Below are 19721 nucleotides of genomic sequence, written 5' to 3' on the forward strand. Positions count from 1 at the left end.
TTCAGCCCTCCTGCCCCTGGGCGCGCCCAGGATTGAAATCGATGCCGGTGATGTAACGCGAACCGGCATGCGCCTTGATATGCACCACGATATCGATGGTCATCATCAGCAGACGCTTGATGACGTTGAATTCCAGGCCCGAACCCTCTGTGGACGCTTTCACCATCAGCGCCAGCTGATCCCAGGTCTGTTCCGGGCTGCCGGCATGACAGCTGGTGATCGAACCGGGGTGACCAGAGGCACAGTTGCGGATGAAGTAGAACGCTTCGTCGCCACGCAGCTCGGCCAGGATGATGCGCTCGGGCTTCATGCGCAGGCAGGCTTCCATGCACGTCTTGGCGGTGACGTTGCTGGTGCTCTGGCCGCCCTTCGAGTACAGCAGGTGCACCACGTTGGGCTGGGTCAGGAACAGCTCGCGGGCGTCCTCGATGGTGACCAGACGCTCGTTGTCCGGGATGTGGTTGACCAGCGCCTTCATGAAGGTGGTCTTGCCACTACCGGTGGCGCCAGACACCACGATGTTCTTGCGGTACATCACCGCGCGCCGGAAGAACTCGGCGTACTCGCGCGAATGACGCAGTTCCAGCAGCTCGCGGTCCTGCTCGCTCAGACTGCCGTCCTGCTCCAGGATCTGATTGAAGAAGCCGTCTTCGTGGTACTGGGTGAGCGACTTGGTGTGCTTGGACGGCAGACGGATCGTGATGGACACCTTGCCGGCATCGCACGCAGGCGGGATCACGAACTGCGCACGCTGACCGGTGGGGAAGGTGAGCGAGACCACCGGGTCGGCATCGGTGATGCGCTGGCCGGTGTTGCTCTCGTTCACCACCGCAGTGCAGAACTGCCGGGCCCGCTCGAAGGTCAGGCTCGGCACGTCCACCCGCTGCCACCCTGCCCGGGTTTCCAGGTACAGCTCGCCCGGACGGTTGATGCAGATTTCCGTCACGTCGGGCGAGCTCATGTACTCCGCGATGCCCAGCACTTCGTACTGATAGCGCAGGAATTCGCTGGAAACAAGGGCGATGGGAGACACTTCGGCGTCCATGATCGTTCTATGAATTACCGGCGCGGGTTGAGCACGTTGGTGAAATCGACGTCCTTTGCGACGTAGACGTTCACGATAGTGCCCTGGTTGATGGTGACCGTCGGCGGGCGACGGCCTTCGCTGAGTGCTTCGTTGGCCAGGCGCTCCATGGTGCGGGCGGTCGCGCTTTCATACGGCGAACGCACGGCGAACCCGTTGCTGGCCACGGTGGTCGACTCCGGACCGTGCTCTGCCGCGGCGTATTTGAACGCATCGGCGATCAGACTGATCATCAGCGCCGACGCAATACGGCTGCCCCAGTGCGCGCTGTACTGGCCAGGATGGCCCGCACCGCCCAGGCCATCGACACCCGGGCTGGACATCGCCACGTCGATACCATTCGGCGTGGTGACGCGATCCCAGATGACTTCCACGCGCTTGCCGTTGGGGCCGCCACCGTAGGAGCCGTAGATCTTCGAACCCTTCGGCAGCAGAAGGTTGCGGCCATTGATCGAATAGACCGGCTCGGTCAGCAGGCACGAGGTGTAGCCGGCGATGTCGGTGATGATGCGGGTTTCCAGCACGCAGCGCAGGTAGGTACCACGCACCAGCAGGGCATCCGGGCTCTGGATGAAGCTGGCGTTGGACACGTCTTCCACATCCGGGCCACGGCGCACCTTCTGCTGCTGCTGGGCCTGCGGGTTGGCGGCCTGCATGGCCGCAATCATCGCCTGGCTGTAATCGGTGCCCTGCCCTTGCGGCTTGGTGTTGCCATCGCCGGAGCCGAAACCACTGCTGCTGCCAATGCGGCGATCCAGGAGGGACGGACCCTGTGGCTCCGGTGCCTGGCGCAAGCGCGCACGGTCGGCTTCCTGCAGGCTGACCATCGGCATGTCCTGCTGCGGCGGCGGTGGCAGCATCGGGATTGGATCGGCTGGCGCGACAGGCGCTGCAACACTCGGGGCCGGACCAACGGTCGGCAGGTCCGGCGTCGAGACCCGGGCTTCCTGACGATTGGAGGGCGCGTCGTTCTTGTCGTCCTGGCCCTTGCGGAACAGCAGGAAGCCCATGGCCACCAGCAGTACCACGATGCCACCCAGGAACATCAGCGCCTTGCGGTTCAACCGCTGCTCTTCGGCCGAGCGCAGCTGCGGGGCCGCCGCATCCAGGTTCGGTGCGGCTTCGGCCTGCTGCGTGCCGAAGTACGGGTTGGAGGTCGACTCGGCCGGGCCCTGCCCGCCGTAAGGCGACTGCCCGTCGTCACGAGTGCTGTTCGGGTCGTTGCCGGGGGTGTTCTGCTGGCTCATTTCTTCACGTTCCTTCGCAGGCCAACGACGTACTCGCCGTGGCGGATGACCAGGTACGGGTAGGTGCCGTGGACGATCAGGGTGTTGCCCTCGACCGTGGTGTTGACCACGAAGTCCTCGCCGTACTCTTTCTCACGACCGAACACAGCCGGGAAAATGCCGGTCTTGTATTCGGGCGAGTTGGGCAGTTTCAGGTACGTGAAACGGCCATCGTCATAGGCATTGACGGGGATCAGCCACCCCATCTTCTTCGCCTTGCTGGTTGAATAGGAGTAGTTGAAGTTGTACTGGCGATCCTTGGCCAGCTCACTGCTCAGAAGCGGCTGCGCCTCTTCTTCCACAGCCTCCTGCGCCACACCGAACACGGTATCGTTCGGGTAGGTGAACGCGATCTTGTACTGCACGCCTGCGCGACGGGCCTGCTCCAGCTGCCGCCAGTCAGTGGCAACCACCTTCAGTTCGAAGATGTAGGAATGGGTCTCGGTGCGCACCATCATGTTGGTGTCCACGTCCACATTCTTCGGCTTGATGTAGAACACGTTCTCGCGACGGGTCAGTTCCCAGCCATTGCTGAAACCGGTGCTGTAGTCGAGGATTTTCTCGTTCGGGCTCAACTCGATCTGGGTGGTCAGGCCCAGGCCGGTGCGAACCGGATAGATGCGATCCTTCTCATACTCGTAATGGTCTACCGCCTGTGCCGTCGCCGCGGTGGAAAACACCAGCGACAGCAACGACAGCAGCGCCAATGCGCTCCCCCTGACTTTTCGACTACTCATCGGTTGCTTGCTCCATCAGCATTTCCGGTGGAATTGTTCTGTACCGGCCTCATGGCCGGCTGGCCTGGCATGGCCTGCCCAGGCGCTGCTTGCCCCTGCATCGGCTGCTGCATGGGCTGCTGCATGGGCTGCCCCTGCATGGGTTGCCCCTGCGTCGACTGGCCGGATGTCGGCGGGGCGATCTGGACATCGCCTGGCACGGCCAGTGGCTGACCCGTCGCCGGATCGATCATGGCGGCCGCTGCCGGGTTGTTCGGGTCGTACACGCCTTGTGCCTGCGTGGCCTGCTGTTCGGCCTGCTGCTGCAACTGCGCATCATCCGGACCGGGCACACCGCGCGAGTAATCATTGTCGCGGCGATACTCAAAGACCTGCATACCCAAGGGATTGAGAATGCGCTGTTGCTCGTTCAGTGCCAGATTTGAGTCATAGCGGAAGCGCAACGTGATCAACTGATTGTCCAGGTAGGACGTCGTCGCCTTGTTCTTGTCGTAGACGCTGCGCTGGATTCTCACCGACGCTCCGCGGAAACCACCGTTAACCTGCGCCTCCAACGGCGTAATGCTGAGAATCTTCACCCGGATGGCACGATCCTTGCCATACAGAGTGACCGGACTCTGGGGGTTGTTCGGGGAATAGAAGGCCCGGATGGCAGCGCTCGTGCGTGTGTCCGACATGACGTGCACCAATGCCCAGTCGCGCAGTCCCATGACGGCAAAATCGTAGGACTCGCGAGCCATCACATACTGGGCCACGTTGCTTCGATTGATGGCATCGCTCGCGGTAATCGACTGCCCTTCGAAATTGCCGCGCAGGCGCGCCACCGTGGCGGTACCGGTGTAAGCGTCAGCCATCACCAGGAACGGCACCTTCTCCTTCAGCGGCAGCATGTAGTAGTAGCCGCCGGCCAGCGCCAGCGACATCAGCAACGAGCCGGTGGCGACCCACCAGGCGCGACGCTCGCTGCGCCGGGCCATGTCGGCCACGGTGATCTCATAGCTGACCGCCTTGGCGACCGACTGTTCGACCTTGGGGCTGTTGCCTGCATCCTTCTTGCGGAACATGGGTTCTTCCGTACTGCTGAAACATCAATGGGCGTGGCGCCCCTGCGCCAGGCGCGGGGTGCGGCACGTTCGATGATTTCGACGCGGTCTCAGCTGCCGCTGCTGGCTTCGGGATCCTGGGCCGACGCGGTCGGCGTCGATCCAGCGCTCTGCACGACGATCTGGTTGCCGACGATGGAGACGGAAACGCCCTGCGCTGCGTAGGCTGCCGTGAGATCGATCACCGCCTGCTGTGCATTGGTGGTATCGATATCGGACACCGCACCGTACAGGGTGAAATCCGAACTGAGGCGATAGTCCAGCGTGCGGCCGGAATCCTTGGCCCACCGCTCGAGCATGGCCTTCAGCGTGCGATCCATCGGCGAAGCCTGATAGACGTAACTGGTGTACAGCGGAATCTCGGTCGGCGCCGTCGCAAAACGGTTGACCGGCTTCCAGCGTCCCCCGAAGTCGGGTGCGGGCTTGGTGGCACAACCGGCCACCATCAACGCCGCCACTGCGGCGATGGACATTTTTGCGATAAACGCCTGATTCATACGGGCTTCACTTTGACGTACGAAAAAGCAGTCCCGATGTTGGTCCCTTGGTCGTCCGGCGCTGCGCGATGCACGCCGGAAACGTCGCAAATGCACTGCTTAACAGCACATGGGAACGGTTCCCCTGCAGCCCTGAGGCTGCCAACCAAGTCGCATGGAGCAACCTCATCCGAGGCCCCTCGCACACACCCTCACCAACGTCGGAACCATCCCTGTTCCCATGGCTGAAACTCCTGGCCACTCTTGAAAGCATGACGAACCACACAGATCCGCACGCCACACATAGAGTCGCACAACTCCGCGTCAATTCGATGTCAGACAAGTCTGAATTTCGACCAACGTATGGCGCTTCTTTGACGCAATTCACTAATTCACTTCTGTGAATGCGTGCATTCGTCACACTTTCAAGTCTGCAAGTTAGACATCCAGCATCGGCACGTCAACTTTCGGAAGTAGACGTGACGTGAAATAGCGGTCCTTGTAATAGCGAATCTTGTCGCATTTGACTGGATGCGGAATGCCTTCGTAGAGGAACACCTCCTTGTCCGGCCCCATCGCCTTCAGTTCCTGCGGCAACATCAGCGCGCGACGCTCCTCGGTGAAGCTGTGGGTCTTCTCGCGCGCGTGGGTCACGTTCTTCTTGCGGATGGTGGTGTAGCCCAGCATGTCCGAGTAGTCGTTCGCGTCCTGCTGCTCGCGCGGGGCGTACAGGATCTGCAGCGCGTGGTTGGTGATGATCGTGCGCGACACCTCGCGGCCGTAGGTGGCATCGAGCTGGGACATGCTCTGGATGATCGGCAGCAGGCGCACGTTGTAACCGGCCATGTAGGACACCGCCGAGGCGATGATCTCGACCTTGCCGATCGAGGTGAACTCGTCCATCAGCAGCAGGCACTGGTACTTCAGGTCCGGATTGGACTTGGGCAGTTCCTTGGTGTTGAGGTTGATCAGCTGGCTGAAGAACAGATTGATGATCAACCGGCTTTCGGCCAGCTTGTTGGGCTGGATGCCGATGTAGATGGTCATCTTCTTCTTGCGCACGTCGGTGAGCAGGAAGTCGTTGGTGCTGGTGGCCTTGTCCAGCACCGGGTTGATCCAGGGGTTCAGCGGTTCCTTGAACGTACCCAGGATCGAGGCGAAGGTCTCGTCGGCCTGTGACAGCATGTTGGCGAACGCCGAGCGTGCGTTGCTGCTGAGGAACGGACGCTCCGACAGCCCCTTCAGGAACTTCTTCAGGTCGCTGCCATCACCGGAGGACAGGCGGTACACCGCGCCCAGGGTCGGCGTGCCCTGCCCGCCCGGAAAGCCACTGCTGCGCTCGTCATCCCAGTTCTCGAACAGGTACAGGGTGAAGGCGATGAAGGCATTGCGCGCCTGGCTGATCCAGAACTTCTGGTCTTCCGAGCCATCGGGATACAGCATCGCGCCGATGCTCATCAGGTCCGAGACACGGAACGCCGGGTCGTCGGACACGTAGCTGAGCGGGTTCCAGCGATGGGTGCGGCGATCTTCGGCGAAGGGGTTGAACAGGTAGATCTCCTGCCCCTGGCTGGCGCGCCAACCACTGGTCAGATCGAAGTTTTCCTGCTTGATGTCCAGCACCACCAGCGATTCGCCGTACTCCAGCAGGTTCGGGATGACCACGCCAACACCCTTGCCGGAGCGGGTCGGCGCGGCCAGGATCACGAACTGCTGGCCGTCCAGGCGCACCAGCTTGCCGCCGTGGCTGCCGACCACGATGCTCTGGCCACTCTTCTTGAACATGCCGTGCTTGGCCAGGTCCGCACTGGTGGCAAAGCGCGCGTCGCCATGCAGCGAACGCTTGTCCTTCTTCAGCAGCAGCGCCAGGCCGACAATGACCAGCACCAGCAGCGGCAGCCCGAAGCCCAGGTAGCCAGCCCATTTGATCTTGCCCACGAACGGGGCGACCTGCGGCTGGCCGATGGCGTGCACATACTGGTAGTACGTGTTCCAGGTGAACAGCTTGGTGTCCAGGCCAAGCAACAGCAGCGTCAGGTAACCGGAAAGCACGAACCCGAGCAGCAGGGTCGCCAGCGTGATGATGGCGATGAGCAGATACTTCTTACTGGGCAACACCCGAATCCTCCATGATGCGCCCGTGGGCGCGACGGCTTAGCGGCGGCGTCGCTGCGACGCCTTCCTCCGCAGGTTGACTTCATTCTCCAGCCCGGGCTCGATGCCCTCTTCCCGCACCAGTTCCTCGAGGTACCGGCGCGCTTCGGCCAGCGACATCAGGTCGGTCAGACGCTCCCCATCGTCGACAATGACCGCATGGCCGACCACATCGCCGGGAGCGTACACCGGCTCGTGGGTCACCGCTACCAGACGGAAGCGGCCGCGTAACTCAAGTTGATGGGTGTATTCCTGCATCCTTCACCTCCGTGGTGGACCCCGTGCGCCATTCCTGCAGCAGTGGATGGTGCCTGCACGGGCGTGGTGGTCACATGCAGGCCACCGTGACAATACACGCTTGCACCGGGGACACTGCAATGGCTTGGCCGCAGCTGCACGCGTACGGGCCACCGCGCCCCAGGCGGGTCAGACAGGACACCTGTCCCTGGCAGCACCACCTGTCAAACACTGATTTACCCCTGATGCGGCTGATCCCTGCTGCGGTGCAGCAGTACAATGTCGCGCTTCCTTCGCCCCTTTGCGCCCCCGCATGAGCCCCAATTCCCCCCTGGCCGCGCGGCTGACACCGCGCCAGCGCACCCTGATCATCCTCGCCCTGTCACTCGGTGGCTTCGCCATCGGCACCAGCGAGTTCGCCAGCATGGGCCTGATGCTCGAAATCAGCCGCGGGCTGTCGATCAGCGAGACCCAGGTCGGCCACCTGATCAGCGCCTACGCCATCGGCGTCGTGGTCGGGGCGCCGATCCTGGCCTTCGTCGGTGCCAGCTTTCCGCGCCGCAGGCTGCTGCTGGCACTGATGGGCTTCTACGCCATCGGCAACCTGGCCAGTGCGCTGGCGCCCAACTACGGCACGATGCTGGTGGCACGTTTCGTCGCCGGACTGCCGCACGGCGCCTACTTCGGCGTGGCGATGCTGGTGGCGGCCGCGATCAGCCCGGCCGGCCAGCGCGGACAGGCGATGTCGCGCGTGCTGCTGGGCCTGTCGGTGGCGATCCTGATCGGCAACCCGCTGACCACCTGGCTGGGCCAGCAGTTGAGCTGGCGTACCGCCTTCGCCCTGGTCAGCCTGCTGGCCATCGCCACCGTGGTGATGATCGCGCGCTTCCTGTTGCCCGACCCGGACGAAGTGCGGACCTCGCCGATGCGCGAGCTGCGCGCGTTCAACACCTCGCAGGTATGGCTGGCGCTGTCGATCGGCGCGGTCGGCTTTGCCGGCATGTTCTGTGTGTTCACCTATCTGGCACCGACGCTGGTGCAGGTCACCGGCGTGGCCGAATCGTGGATGCCGCTGGCAGTGGGTGTGTTCGGCATCGGCGCGATCATCGGCAACATCGCCGGCGGCTGGCTGGTGGACAGGTTCCACTTCAAGGCCGCCGCCGTGGTGCTGCTGTGGTCGATCGTGATGCTGCTGCTGTATCCGCTGGCCGCGCAGTCGGTGTGGACCATCGGCCCGATGATCATCACCGTGGGCACCATGGGCGCACTGGCAGCCGTGCTGCAGACCCGGCTGATGGACGTGGCGGGCGAGGCGCAGACGCTGGCTGCAGCTTCCAACCACGCCGCCTTCAACACGGCCAATGCGCTGGGCCCGTGGCTGGGTGGCATGGCGATCAGTGCCGGCTTCAGCCCGGCATCCACCGGCTACGTGGGCGCCGCGACCGCCGTCGGCGGCCTGGTGCTGTGGTGCGTGTCGGTGCTGCTGGACAAGCGGCGCAGGACTGCCCCCGCCGGCCTCCACTGATCATCGCGCCGGATCGTCAGTCGCTGCCGGTGCGGCGGCGGCGGTCCGGACGCAGCAACGCCACATCGCCGGCCGCCAGCGTTGGCCGCGCCAGCTCACCGCGCTGCACGCGGTCCAGCACCCGCCGCGAGTTGGCCGCGCAGTCGATGCCTTCCGGCCGCGCCTGGATATCCTGGATCAACGCCAGCAGGTGCGCCCTGCTCTGCGCCAGCCGCAACTGCAGTGCCTCGATGTCGGCCACCTTCTGCTGCAGCATCCCGATCAGCGCCTCGTGCTGCCACTGGCCCATGTCCGGCGGCAGCAGTGCACGGATCTCCTCCAGACTGAAGCCAGCGCGCTGCGCGCCGGTGATCAGTTCCAGCAGCAGCACCGCCTGCTCCGGGTAGTCGCGGTAGCCGTTGGCCTGGCGCGGTACCACCAGCAGCCCGGCCTCTTCATAGAAGCGGATGCGCGACGCCGCAAGACCCGTTCGCCGGACCAGCTCACCGATTTTCATCTGCCTGAATCCTCGACATTGGCACCCATTGACCTTCAATGAAACTTGAAGGTTAGCGTAGCGTCCTTCCCCTGTCCTGGAGCTGTCCGATGTCGCTGTTCTCGCCCCTGACCCTGCCCTCCGGCGCGGTCATCCCCAACCGCATCGCCAAGGCGGCGATGGAGGAAAACATGGCCGACGCCGACCACGCGCCTTCGGCCGCGCTGCTGCAGCTCTACCAGGCCTGGGCCGATGGTGGCGCAGGGCTGATCATCACCGGCAACGTGATGGTCGACGGCCGCGCAATGACCGGACCGGGTGGCGTGGTCCTGGAAGACGACCACCATCGTGACCGCTTCGCGGCCTGGGCGGCTACCGCCCGCTCGCGCGGTGCGCATGCCTGGATGCAGATCAACCATCCCGGCCGGCAGATGCCCGCAGCCCTGGGCCAGCCGGCCCTGGCGCCGTCGGCGGTGGCACTGGACCTGGGCGCGCTGTCGCGGCAGTTCGCGCCACCGCGGGCGATGACCGGGGACGAGATCGAAGCGGTGATCGCACGTTTCATCCGCAGCGCGGAGCTGGCCGAGGCGGCCGGCTTCAGTGGCGTGCAGATCCATGCCGCGCACGGCTACCTGCTCAGCCAGTTCCTGTCGCCGCTTTCCAACACGCGCGACGATCGCTGGGGTGGCAGCCTGCACAACCGCGCGCGCCTGTTGCTGGAGATCGTGCGGGGCATACGCGCTGCGGTGTCGCCGACGTTCGCGGTCGCGGTGAAACTCAACTCGGCCGATTTCCAGCGCGGCGGATTTTCGCCCGACGATGCGCGCACGGTGGTCCACTGGCTGGCGCCGCTGGGGGTCGATCTGGTCGTCCGGCGGCAGCTATGAAGCGCCGGCAATGACCGGCAGCGCCCGCGATGGACGCACTCTGGCCCGCGAAGCGTACTTCCTCGAGTTTGCCCGCGACATTGCCGACGCGACGCCCCTGCCGCTGATGACGACCGGCGGCATCCGCCGCCGTCCGGTCGCCGAGCAGGTGCTGGACAGTGGCGTGGCCATGGTCGGCATCGCAACGGCACTGGCCCTGCAGCCCGACCTGCCGCGGCAATGGCAGTCCGGCCATGAGCGCGCGGCGCAGCTCCGCCCGATCCAGTGGCGCAGCAAGCCCTTGGCGGCGACCGCGCACATGGCAGCGGTGAAGTACCAGCTGGGTCGCCTGAGTCGTCGCCGCCCAACATTCCCCGGGGTGTCTCCGCTGTGGGCGTTGCTGCTGGCACAGGCTGCAACAGCGTGCCGTACGCGGCAATACCGGCGCTGGATCAGCGCACGGCGCGGCACCGCCGGACGCTGACGCGTCCGCCCGATGCGGAGGGCGGCGGCACGCCGGGCCACGGTTGATGGCACGTCGGGGCTTTTCTTCGCCGCCGCGCTGTTCCACCATCGCGCTTTCCCCTGCTGTCCGCTGCGCCCGTGCCGACCCCGCCCAAGAACCGCGAGAAGCTGCTCGACGACCTGCTCTCGCTGGGCCGCAACTGGGCCCTGGCGATCGCCATCGCCGGCGCGGGTGCCGCCGTGCACTACAGCGAATCGGTGTACGAGGCAGGACTCTGGCGGGGGCTACTGCCCACACTGTGCTTCGTGGTCAGCGTGGTCTGGATCGTGCTGAGCATCATCCGTTTCGACCTGACCGTGCAGCAGTACTTCGAGCGCAAACGCTCGCGCTGGCTCAGTCGCCTGCTGTACGTCGTGCTGCTCGGTACCGGCATCGCCGCCGTGTTCTTCGTGATGCAGCTGGCCGAGAACACCCATATCGCCAGGATGTGCGATTCGGTGGCCAGCGAACCCGGCAGCCGGATCCACCGGTCCGAGGAGTGCCAGCGGCTGTTCAAGCACCGGGCAGACTACCGGCGGCGCCTGGAGACGGACGGCGGCGAGTTCGACTGAGCGGCGGGTGGCGGTGAGGGCGCTGTCACAAAACTACAGGGCTGACCAACACGCGGCGTAGATCTCCGCTGCGGCACAGTCGCACGGGCCTGCCCCCGAGCCGCTATGCCATCGCCATGCATTCCTCCCCTGCCCCTGCCTGCCATGATGCCATTGCTCTGCGGGCCGGCGTTCTGGGCAGCCTGCTGGGCGTGGCGCTGTTCAAGGCGGCGGCATTGTCCGCGGCCGTTGCCGGTTCGCTGATGACGATCGGGTTGTGGATGCTGGCCTGCACACTGCTCGGCGCCTGGGCGCTGGCCGCGTACCTCACCTGCCTGGCCCTGAGCCGGCGCGTGTTCGTGCTGATGCTGGTGCTGTCCACGGTGTTGCTGATCTGCATCGCCTGACCGCCGCTGGTAGCGGCGCGCTCACCCCCTGGCCAGGGCTTTTCCCGAGCCGAACCAGCGCATCGCGGCCGCCTGCAGTGCGGTGCCATCGTCGGCGCCACCCGCCCAGGCCACGATGCCATCCGGGCGCACCAGCAGCGCGGATACCCCCAGGACGTCCAAGGCCGATCCTGCGCCACAGGCGACGCGCGGGACGTCGGCACCGATGGCGAAGCCGCCTGGCATGCGGCCTTCAGCGGTGACCCACAGCCCTTGCCCGCTGCGCAGCGCTTCGCCCAGGCGGCGACCGTCGGCCAGAACCCTATCGGGGGCACTGCGGCCCACCAGCGGATGGCTCCCGCCCAGCTCCAGCTGCTGCGATACACCCCAGACCCGTTCGGCCAGATAGGTCGCACCATCGCCGGTGTCGGCCAGATCGGCCATGACCGCTGCCAGCGCACGCGACCCGGCACCCGGTCGCATCAGCGCAACCTGCGCCCGCGACCAGTCCAGCACCTTCGCACCGATCGGATGCCGCTCGGCCTGATAGCTGTCCAGCAGGGTCTCTTCGGCATCGCCACGGACCACGGCCGCCAGCTTCCAGCCCAGGTTCATCGCATCGCCGATGCCCAGGTTCAGCCCCTGCCCGCCCAGCGGCGAATGCATGTGTGCGGCATCGCCGGCCAGCAGTACCCGGCCGCTGCGATACGTACTGGCCTGGCGCGCCGCATCGGTCCAGGTGGTGGCCAGATGCAACGCAGTGATCGTTGCTTCGCGGCCGGAGACCCGCCGCAGCAGCGCCTGGGCCGAATGCAGGTCCAGCGCCGTGCGATGGCCGGCGCCACCGTCGAAGTCGGCCAGCGCGAGCACGCCGGGGGGATTGAAATTGCACATGCCGTGCGCGGTGTATTGGCGACCCGGCGTGAGCACTGAAGGATCTTCCAGGTCGACCAGCAACGAATGGCCGGTGAACTCCGGTCCGGTTCCTTCGAAGCTGAAGCCTGACTGCTTGCGCACCATACTGCGGGCACCATCGCAGCCGACCAGCCAGCGGCCGTGGACCGTGGCGTGCCCGGTCTGCACCGCCACCTGCTGCTGTTCCGCGTGCACGGCCTGCACTGCCCGACCGCGGTCGATGCGCACGCCAAGCGCGGCTGCCCGCTCGGTCAATACCGCTTCCAACGCCTGCAGCTCGATCGCCATCTGCATGCCGACCGGCGTCGGCAGCCGCCAGTTCCAGCGCCCGCTGTCGACGTTGTCCAGCGCGAACGGAATGCCAGCGAAATGGCCTCCGAGCGGCCGTGGCTGCGCCAGCCAGTGGGCCGTGCCGGGCGGGGGCGCGCCCTTGTCCGGTCTAAGCACCTGGGCGGCGGCAACCGCGTCCAGCAGGCCGCGCCGATCCAGCGCCTCCAGGGTCGGGGCGTTCAGGCCGCGCAGGCCAAAGGGCAGGCGCTTCAGGGCTGATCCCGGGGCCTCGGCCTGTTCCAGCACCCGGACCGAACAGCCCGCCCGGGCCAGTTCGCAGGACAGGAACAGGCCCACCGGGCCCGCACCGGCGATGACGACGTCGTACAGCATGGGAAGTCCTTGTGAGCACCGGTCGGCGCTCTGGCGGCGAGAATGTTACACTCGGTGTACGTTTTAACACATGAACTTCCGATGACCCCACCTCCGGGCCGCCGCGAGCGGCGCAAGGCCGAGACCCGACAAGCGATTTCGGACGTCGCCACCGAGCTGATCATCCAGCGCGGCTTCGAGGCAGTGTCGATGTCCGAGATCGCCGAGGCGGCCGGGGTCTCGCGCAAGACGGTCTTCAACTACTTCGCCAGCAAGGAACACCTGGTCTTCGATCGCGACGAGGAGGCCCGCGTCCTGCTGCGCGAAGGCATGCTGGCGCGCCGCGAGATGACCCCACTGGCCGCCTTCCAGACGTTGGTACGGCAGCTGCTGGACAGCGGCCATCCGCTGCTGCGGATCAACGGCGGTGCGGCGGCGTTCTGGGCGACCGTGGCCGACAGTCCCGTGCTGGTCGCGCACGCGCGCAGGCTGCAGGCGCAACTGACCGACGACCTGGCGCAGTTGATGGCCGATGCTGCCGGCCGGGCCGCCGACGATGCCGAGGCGAGGCTGGGCGCGGCGATGCTGATGGCCTCGATGGTGGCGGCCTACGAGCAGGGTCTGGCCAGCCAGGGGCGGGCTGAAGACCCGCGCGGGGCCATGCTGCAGCTGATCGTGCGTGGCGCCACCGGCGTGCTGGTGGCCTTGGCAGGCACTCCGTATACAGACCCGGGCCCGCGTCCATAGCGCATCCGGGGGATAGGTCACGGCGTGTTGCAAATGTTAATCTTTCTCATTTACAGCCACCCCACCCCCGCCCATGCCCCCTTCTGCTCCGCTGCCGCGCACCCTGTGCCTTGCACTGGGCCTTGCCCTGATGTCGCACGCACTGGCCTCCGAAACCCCGGCTGACGCCCCCAGGGATCTGGACAGGGTCGAAGTGCGCGGCCGCGCGCAGACCCTGTACCGGGTCGATGACGCCGCTGTCGGCACCCGCACCGATACCCCGCTTGAACTTGTACCGCAGTCGATCCAGGTACTGCCACGCGAACTGATCGACGATCAGGCCGCGCGCCAGGTCACCGACCTGTACCGCAGCATCAGCGGCATCAGTTTCTTCAGCTATGCCGGCGTGACCCTGCGCGGCTTCCGCCAGGAGAACGTGCTGTATGACGGCCTGCGCGGCGACCCGTATGCGGGCTTTTCGGTGCCGCAGCTGTTCAACATCGAGCGGGTGGAGGTGCTGAAGGGACCGGCCGGCGCGTTGTATGGCGGCGGTGATGCCGGTGGGGTCATCAACTATGTGACGCGCAAGCCGAAGGCCAGTGCCGAGCGTCGTATCGAGCTGCAGCTGGGCAACAGGGATTTCCGTGCCGGCTCCATCGAAGGAACCGGCCCACTGAACGCCAGCGGCAGTGTGCGCTACCGCGCCGGCCTGTATGCCGACAGCGAGGAAGGGGTGCGCTGGAATACCGACAGCGAGAGCGTGATCGGCGATGCATCGCTGGCCTTCGACGTGGGCGATACCGGCGAGCTGACACTGCAGTTCACCGACATCACCCAGAACCTGGGCGGCAATCGACTGCGTGGCGTCCCCGTGGATGACAACGGTACGTTCCTGACCGACCGCCGCTGGAACCACAACGAAGCCAGCGACTTCCTCGACATGCGGGCCAGGGTGGCACTGGCGCAGTACCGCTTCGCACCGCGCGACGACCTGGACGTTGACCTCGCGGCGCGCTGGTTCACCAACAACGAGCACCAGATGTATCACGAGCCGATGGGCCTGATCGACCGCGACCTTGATGGCGTTGCCGAATGGATGACCCGCCAGCTGCGCAACCAGATCCGCGACAATGAGGCGTTCACCGCCAGCGGCAACGCGGTGTGGCGGGTCAGCACCGGGGCGATCGAACACAAGGTCCTGTTCGGTGCCGATGTGTACCAGCTCGACGCCGACTTCACCGCGCAGACCGCCAACAGCGCCGATCTTGCGCGTGGTGCCGGCCCGGTGCGCGGCATCGATCTGTTCAACCCCGTTTACGGCGCCAGTACCTGGCACGACTACGCCCTGGCCGCTCTGCCGTGGCGCAGCACCCGCACGCGCAGCAAGCGCTTTGGCGGCTATCTGCAGGACGAGCTGGCCCTGACCCCGCGTTGGCATGTGCTGGCCGGGCTGCGCTGGGACGGCTTCAAGGACGATGACCGCATCGCCGGCAGCAGCGTGGATGGCAACGATCTGAGCTGGCGGCTGGGTAGCACGTTCACCGTGCGCGATGGACTGAACCTGTATGCAAACGTGGCCAGCGGCTTTGTGCCGCAGGCGGCGGCCAACCAGAATTCCGCCGCGGGCGGCCCGTTCGATGCCGAGCGCAGCAGGCAGTGGGAAGTGGGCCTGAAATCGCTGCTGGCCGAGCGCGTGAGCCTGAACCTGGCCGCTTACCGTATCGACCGCAGCAACATCGTGCAGGCCACCGGCGAGGTCGTGGGCGGCGTGAACCAGCTGGCCGCGCTGGGCCTGGTGCGCAGCACCGGCATGGAGCTGGACCTGCTGGCCGACGTCACCGATCACTGGGTACTGAACCTGACCTACGCCTACAACGACGCGCGGGTGAAGGACGCCGGACCGGGCGGCATCACCAATGCCTCCGGCGACCGCTTCGCCAATGCGCCGCGCAACAAACTGGGCCTGTGGACGCGCTACGACCTGCCGGCGATCAACTCGGCCATCGGCTTCGGTGCCGACTACGTGGATGAGCGCATCAGCCTGGATGGCCAGCGGGTGAAGCCGTACACCGTGTTCGACATGAGCTGGAAGACCACGTGGAAACAGTGGCAGTTCCAGGCCAACGTCAAGAACCTGTTCGACAAGGTGTATGCCGCCAGCGGCTTCATCGAGCGCAACGGGCATTTCCCGGGAGAACCGCGGCGGGTCTACGTGCAGGCGGCTTACAACTTCTGAGGCGGTGCTGCGGTTCCCGGGTGAGCCACGGCGGCTTTATCTGCAGGCAGCTTGAGTTTCTGGGAAGGAGCACCGCCGCTGTCCTGTCGACTCCCCTGTGGCAGGCGTCCCTTGTTGCGCAGCAGCAAGGCCGCAATCCGCTGTGACTCGAGTATTCTTGCCCGCAGTCAGCCACGCTCGCAGCAGACCATCGCAGTAATAGCGGTGCAGCAGGAGCGTTGCGGACCAATACACGATTCACCATGTCTGTTCCAATGCAATCACAGGGGAAAATGGATGAAGAAGTTCCTGTTTGCAGCGATCATCGCTGCATCGCTGGTGGGTTGCACCACCAATCCACCGCTCAATTTCTCGGTCCCGAATGTCGGGGTCAGCAGCAAGAAGATCGACGGCGAGCTGAAGTCACTGACGGTCACGCTGGCGCGTCCGGATGAGGCCAAGGGCAAGATTCCCGCCGAGGCGCAGCACGAAGTCCCGCAGATGTGGCAGAACGCGCTGACCGAAGCGCTGAACAGGATGGCCGTTTTCCGCGACGACGCTCCGGTGAAGCTGAGTCTGTCGGTGAAGATCCTGGCGATCGACATTCCGAACTTCGGCGCTTCGATGACCACCAAGACGGTGGCCCGCTACGAGCTGATCGACCGCGCAACCGGTAGCATCGTCTATACGCAGGATGTCAGCGCATCGGGGGAAGTGCCGTTCAACTATGCCTTCGCGGGTGTCGTCCGGGCACGCGAGTCGATCAGCCGCTCGGCACAGAACAACATCGCCCAGTTCCTGCAGGCCCTGGAAACCGTGGATGTGTCCAAGCCGATGTTCCCGAACAAGCAGGAAGCACCGTGACGCGTCTGCTGCTGGCCGCATCGGTTGCCGCAATGCTGACGGCCTGCGCGCCCAACGTACGTACCGACAGCTATTCCATCGGCTCGGTAGGACAGGTCAATCGGACTGTCGGCGGTACCGTCATCAGCGTTCGTGCCGTCAGTATTGACGGTTCGCAGGGAGGTGGAGCCGTTGCTGGAGCTGCCGCCGGCGGTGTGGCGGGTTCCACCATCGGTGGCAGCGATCAGGCCGCGGCCATTGGAGCCATCGGCGGCCTGGTGGTGGGCGCGATTGCCGGTGCGGCTTCAGAACGCGCGCTTTCGCAGGCCAAGGGCCTGGAATACGTGGTGGAGACCGAGAACGGCAATCTGATGACCGTCGTGCAAGGCCCCGATCCAGTGTTCAGTGCCGGCATGCGGGTTCTGGTGCTGTATGGATCACCCTCGCGCATCATTGCCGATCCGCGCCAAGCGAAGACAACGCCGTAAACCCCAGCGATGCCCTCCCAGGGGGCATCGCTGTAGTGGGCACCGCGAAAGTGGCAATCCATCTCCCCTGCCGGGATCAGTGCGCAGGACACCCGCATCGAGCGGGGGGCATCCGGGGGGAGGTGAAGCCGTTCCTGTGGCGCGCCGCAATGGCGCTTCCTTCATCGCGATCCCTGCTGAAGGCAACCCAGCCCCCCGGGCTCAGCGGCCCGGCCTCCTGGTAGGACAGCAAGCAGGCGCCAGGGCTGGAGTGCCCGGATTGCGCGAGCCTTGCGCCAGATGGCGCCGTCGCTGCGGGGCTCCCGCTGCGTTGGCACGCCATGTTCACGCAATGTTCCTGTAATACGGTGCCGGCGCGTGCTGAAGCCCGCGTGCGCCCCCTTCCCGCTCGATTCCCGCCGATGCACATCCTGCTGATCGAAGACGAAGCCGAACTGGCTGCCACCCTGAAGTCTGCCCTGCAGCGCGAACGCTACGTGGTGGACCTGGCCAGCACGCTGGCACTGGCCCGCGAAGCGGCCCTGTCCGGGTCGCATGATCTGGTGCTGTTGGACCGCACCCTGCCCGACGGCGACGGGCTGGGTCTGATTCCGGCGCTGCGCGGGCGCAACCCGGGGGTACCGATCATCGTGCTCAGCGCGCTGGGACAGTTGCCGGACCGCATCGCCGGCCTGGATGAGGGAGCCGACGACTACCTGGCCAAGCCCTTCGCGCTGGAGGAGCTGTTCGCGCGGATCCGTGCGGCCGGGCGCCGGCCGGGCGGCATGCAGGTGGAACCGGTGAGCATCGGGCGGCTGGTGTTCGACCCTGTATCGGGCGAGGCCAGGGTGGATGGACAGCGCCTGGAGCTTCCGCGCCGTGAGATCCGCGTGCTGGCCGCCCTCGCCCGCCGGCTGGGCCGCACCGTGCTGCGCGAGTCCATCGAAATGGCAGTGTATGGCTTCGACGACGGCATCCATTCCAACACGCTCGACTCGCATGTCTCACGCCTGCGGCGCAAGCTGGCTGACGCCGATGCCGGGGTGGAAATCCATGCCATCCGCGGTGTCGGCTATCTGATGCGGGAAGCGAAGTAATGGCGCGCCGCCCCTCCTTGAAGCGCCCGCTGATCGTCAAGACGCTGATCTACCAGCTGCTCGCGTTGCTGGTGGCGTTCTTTGCATTGTTGATGGTGCTGGTGCGTGCCGACAGCGGCGGCTACTACACCATCCAGACCTTTGCCCCGGTGGCCGCACAGGCCGTTCACCGCGACAGCAAGGGCGAACTGTATGTGGAGCGCACGCCTGAGCTGGCCGAGCTGCTGAAGATCGTTCCCGGCGCGTGGTTCATCGCCGAGGATGAACATGGCCGGCATGTGACGTTTGGCCACGTTCCACCCGCCTATGCGTCGCTGGTCGGCACCCTCGACGGCATTCCCTATGCCGACCTTCGCGGCCGCGGCCGCAGCGACGGCCTGGCTGCGGTGATACGCCAGCACAGCGGCCCCGCCGGCAAGCTGACCATCATGGCGCATGGCGAAACCGATTCGCTGACCTGGCAGATGGCGCTGGCCGCACACATCATCACCCTGCCGATCTTCCTGCTGCTGGGCGTGGTCACCCTCATCCTGACGCCGATCATCGTGCGTCGCGCCCTGGCCGGTGTGGAACGCATCGCGCAGGAAGCCCGCAGCATCTCCGCCAGCCGCCGCGGTATCCGCCTGACGGAGACCGCCGTACCGGTGGAGATCGCCCCGCTGGTGACGGCGGTGAACGAAGCCCTGGACCGTCTGGACGAGGGACACGAACGGCAGCGCCGCTTCATCGCCGCCGCTGCCCATGAGCTGCGCACCCCGATCGCGATCCTGCGGGTCAAGATCGATGCGGCCGACGACGCCACCTCGCACAGCCTGGCCGTGGAGGTCGCGCGGCTGGCGACGCTGGCCGAGCAGCTGCTGGACCTGCACCGCATGGAAGAAGATGGGCCCAAGGATTCGCTCAACCTGGCCCGCGTAGCCAAGCGGGTCGCCGCCGACCTGGCCCCGCTGTTGATCCAGTCCGACAAGACGGTCGCCGTAGCGGTGGAGCCGAACTTCCCGGTGCTGGGCGAGGCCGGTGCGGTAGAGCGGGTGATCTCCAACCTGGTATTGAATGCGGCCGAACATGGCGGGCGCCACATCATCGTGCGCGTGCAGGGCAGCTGCCTGGAAGTGGAGGACGATGGCCCTGGCATTCCGGTCGACCAGCGCGAGCGCGTGTTCGAGCCCTTCCAGCGCCTGCGCCCGCGGCAGACCGGTGCCGGGCTGGGGTTGAATCTGGTGCGGCAGGTGATCGACCGGCACGGCGGCCGCGTCACGATTCTGGATGCACCCGGCGGCGGCGCATTGATCCGCGTCGAGTTCCCGCTGCATCCGGGCGCCAGCGGCGCGGCGCCACCGGAGCGCTGAGCGCACCCTGCCTGCGGGGCTGACTGCCCGCTGTCCATGCGTGACGACCAGGGCCGATGCGCAAGGTTGCGGCAATGTTCGC

18 protein-coding genes and 1 pseudogene are annotated in these 19721 nt (G+C 65.8%); 10 read left to right on the forward strand and 9 right to left on the reverse strand.

All coding sequences use genetic code 11. From position 1 onward, the window contains the following. Position 1: 1 nt before the first annotated feature. The 7 genes from virB11 to Q5Z10_RS13400 form a co-directional block, all read right to left on the reverse strand. Entirely contained in the window at positions 2-1045 is a 1044-nt protein-coding gene (virB11, locus tag Q5Z10_RS13370; RefSeq protein ID WP_303635909.1) for a P-type DNA transfer ATPase VirB11, read from the reverse strand. Between the two features lie 14 nt (positions 1046-1059). Continuing rightward, positions 1060-2331 (reverse strand): TrbI/VirB10 family protein, encoded by a 1272-nt coding sequence (locus tag Q5Z10_RS13375; RefSeq protein ID WP_303635910.1) that lies wholly within the window; start codon positions 2329-2331, stop codon positions 1060-1062. Beyond that, positions 2328-3107, reverse strand: coding sequence for a TrbG/VirB9 family P-type conjugative transfer protein (locus Q5Z10_RS13380; RefSeq protein WP_303635911.1), 780 nt, complete (start codon positions 3105-3107; stop codon positions 2328-2330). The genes Q5Z10_RS13375 and Q5Z10_RS13380 overlap by 4 nt, the downstream gene beginning before the upstream one ends. Next, on the reverse strand, positions 3104-4171 hold the full coding sequence (locus tag Q5Z10_RS13385) for a VirB8 family type IV secretion system protein (protein ID WP_303635912.1): 1068 nt from the start codon (positions 4169-4171) through the stop codon (positions 3104-3106). The genes Q5Z10_RS13380 and Q5Z10_RS13385 overlap by 4 nt, the downstream gene beginning before the upstream one ends. 89 nt (positions 4172-4260) lie before the next feature. Continuing rightward, positions 4261-4707, reverse strand: a complete 447-nt coding sequence (locus Q5Z10_RS13390) for a hypothetical protein (protein WP_303635913.1) — start codon at positions 4705-4707, stop codon at positions 4261-4263. Positions 4708-5124: 417 nt separating this feature from the next. After that, positions 5125-6804, reverse strand: a complete 1680-nt coding sequence (locus tag Q5Z10_RS13395) for a type IV secretory system conjugative DNA transfer family protein (protein ID WP_303635914.1) — start codon at positions 6802-6804, stop codon at positions 5125-5127. Positions 6805-6840: 36 nt separating this feature from the next. After that, positions 6841-7098, reverse strand: coding sequence for a hypothetical protein (locus Q5Z10_RS13400; protein WP_303635915.1), 258 nt, complete (start codon positions 7096-7098; stop codon positions 6841-6843). Positions 7099-7390: 292 nt separating this feature from the next. Here Q5Z10_RS13400 and Q5Z10_RS13405 point away from each other — a divergent pair, with 292 nt between their 5' ends. Continuing rightward, on the forward strand, positions 7391-8602 hold the full coding sequence (locus tag Q5Z10_RS13405) for an MFS transporter (protein ID WP_303635916.1): 1212 nt from the start codon (positions 7391-7393) through the stop codon (positions 8600-8602). 16 nt (positions 8603-8618) lie between these two features. On the opposite strand, the gene Q5Z10_RS13410 is transcribed toward Q5Z10_RS13405, so the two are convergent. Next, positions 8619-9098 (reverse strand): MerR family transcriptional regulator, encoded by a 480-nt coding sequence (locus Q5Z10_RS13410; protein WP_303635917.1) that lies wholly within the window; start codon positions 9096-9098, stop codon positions 8619-8621. Between the two features lie 89 nt (positions 9099-9187). On the opposite strand from Q5Z10_RS13410, the pseudogene Q5Z10_RS13415 reads away from it, so the two are divergent. From Q5Z10_RS13415 to Q5Z10_RS13425, 3 genes and pseudogenes are all read left to right on the forward strand, one after another. Beyond that, a pseudogene (locus Q5Z10_RS13415) lies at positions 9188-10427 on the forward strand (NADH:flavin oxidoreductase/NADH oxidase family protein). A gap of 119 nt (positions 10428-10546) precedes the next feature. Then, entirely contained in the window at positions 10547-11020 is a 474-nt protein-coding gene (locus tag Q5Z10_RS13420) for a hypothetical protein (protein ID WP_303635918.1), read from the forward strand. Between the two features lie 116 nt (positions 11021-11136). After that, positions 11137-11406 carry a hypothetical protein gene (locus Q5Z10_RS13425; protein ID WP_303635919.1) on the forward strand — a complete coding sequence of 90 codons (270 nt, stop codon included), beginning with the start codon at positions 11137-11139 and terminating at the stop codon, positions 11404-11406. Positions 11407-11427: 21 nt separating this feature from the next. Here the strand turns inward: Q5Z10_RS13425 and Q5Z10_RS13430 are convergent, their stop codons facing one another. Continuing rightward, the gene (locus Q5Z10_RS13430; RefSeq protein WP_303635920.1) at positions 11428-12963 is read right to left on the reverse strand and encodes an FAD-dependent monooxygenase; all 1536 of its coding nucleotides are present in this window, start codon (positions 12961-12963) and stop codon (positions 11428-11430) included. Positions 12964-13044: 81 nt separating this feature from the next. On the opposite strand from Q5Z10_RS13430, the gene Q5Z10_RS13435 reads away from it, so the two are divergent. The 6 genes from Q5Z10_RS13435 to Q5Z10_RS13460 all read left to right on the forward strand — a co-directional run bounded on the left by Q5Z10_RS13435 (position 13045) and on the right by Q5Z10_RS13460 (position 19639). Next, entirely contained in the window at positions 13045-13689 is a 645-nt protein-coding gene (locus Q5Z10_RS13435; RefSeq protein ID WP_303635921.1) for a TetR/AcrR family transcriptional regulator, read from the forward strand. Between the two features lie 73 nt (positions 13690-13762). Continuing rightward, a complete protein-coding gene (locus tag Q5Z10_RS13440; RefSeq protein ID WP_442758915.1) occupies positions 13763-15904 on the forward strand; it encodes a TonB-dependent siderophore receptor in 2142 nt (713 codons plus the stop codon). A gap of 276 nt (positions 15905-16180) precedes the next feature. After that, positions 16181-16747, forward strand: coding sequence for a putative periplasmic lipoprotein (locus tag Q5Z10_RS13445; RefSeq protein ID WP_303635922.1), 567 nt, complete (start codon positions 16181-16183; stop codon positions 16745-16747). After that, a complete protein-coding gene (locus Q5Z10_RS13450) occupies positions 16744-17214 on the forward strand; it encodes an outer membrane lipoprotein (RefSeq protein ID WP_303635923.1) in 471 nt (156 codons plus the stop codon). Before Q5Z10_RS13445 ends, Q5Z10_RS13450 begins: the two co-directional genes overlap by 4 nt. A 401-nt stretch (positions 17215-17615) precedes the next feature. After that, complete coding sequence (locus tag Q5Z10_RS13455) at positions 17616-18290, forward strand: response regulator transcription factor (RefSeq protein WP_303635924.1); 675 nt, start codon at positions 17616-17618, stop codon at positions 18288-18290. Then, positions 18290-19639 (forward strand): sensor histidine kinase, encoded by a 1350-nt coding sequence (locus tag Q5Z10_RS13460; RefSeq protein WP_303635925.1) that lies wholly within the window; start codon positions 18290-18292, stop codon positions 19637-19639. Before Q5Z10_RS13455 ends, Q5Z10_RS13460 begins: the two co-directional genes overlap by 1 nt. Positions 19640-19721: the final 82 nt, after the last annotated feature.

This window comes from Stenotrophomonas sp. 704A1, assembly GCF_030549525.1.
In the GTDB taxonomy this organism is placed as follows: domain Bacteria; phylum Pseudomonadota; class Gammaproteobacteria; order Xanthomonadales; family Xanthomonadaceae; genus Stenotrophomonas; species Stenotrophomonas tuberculopleuritidis.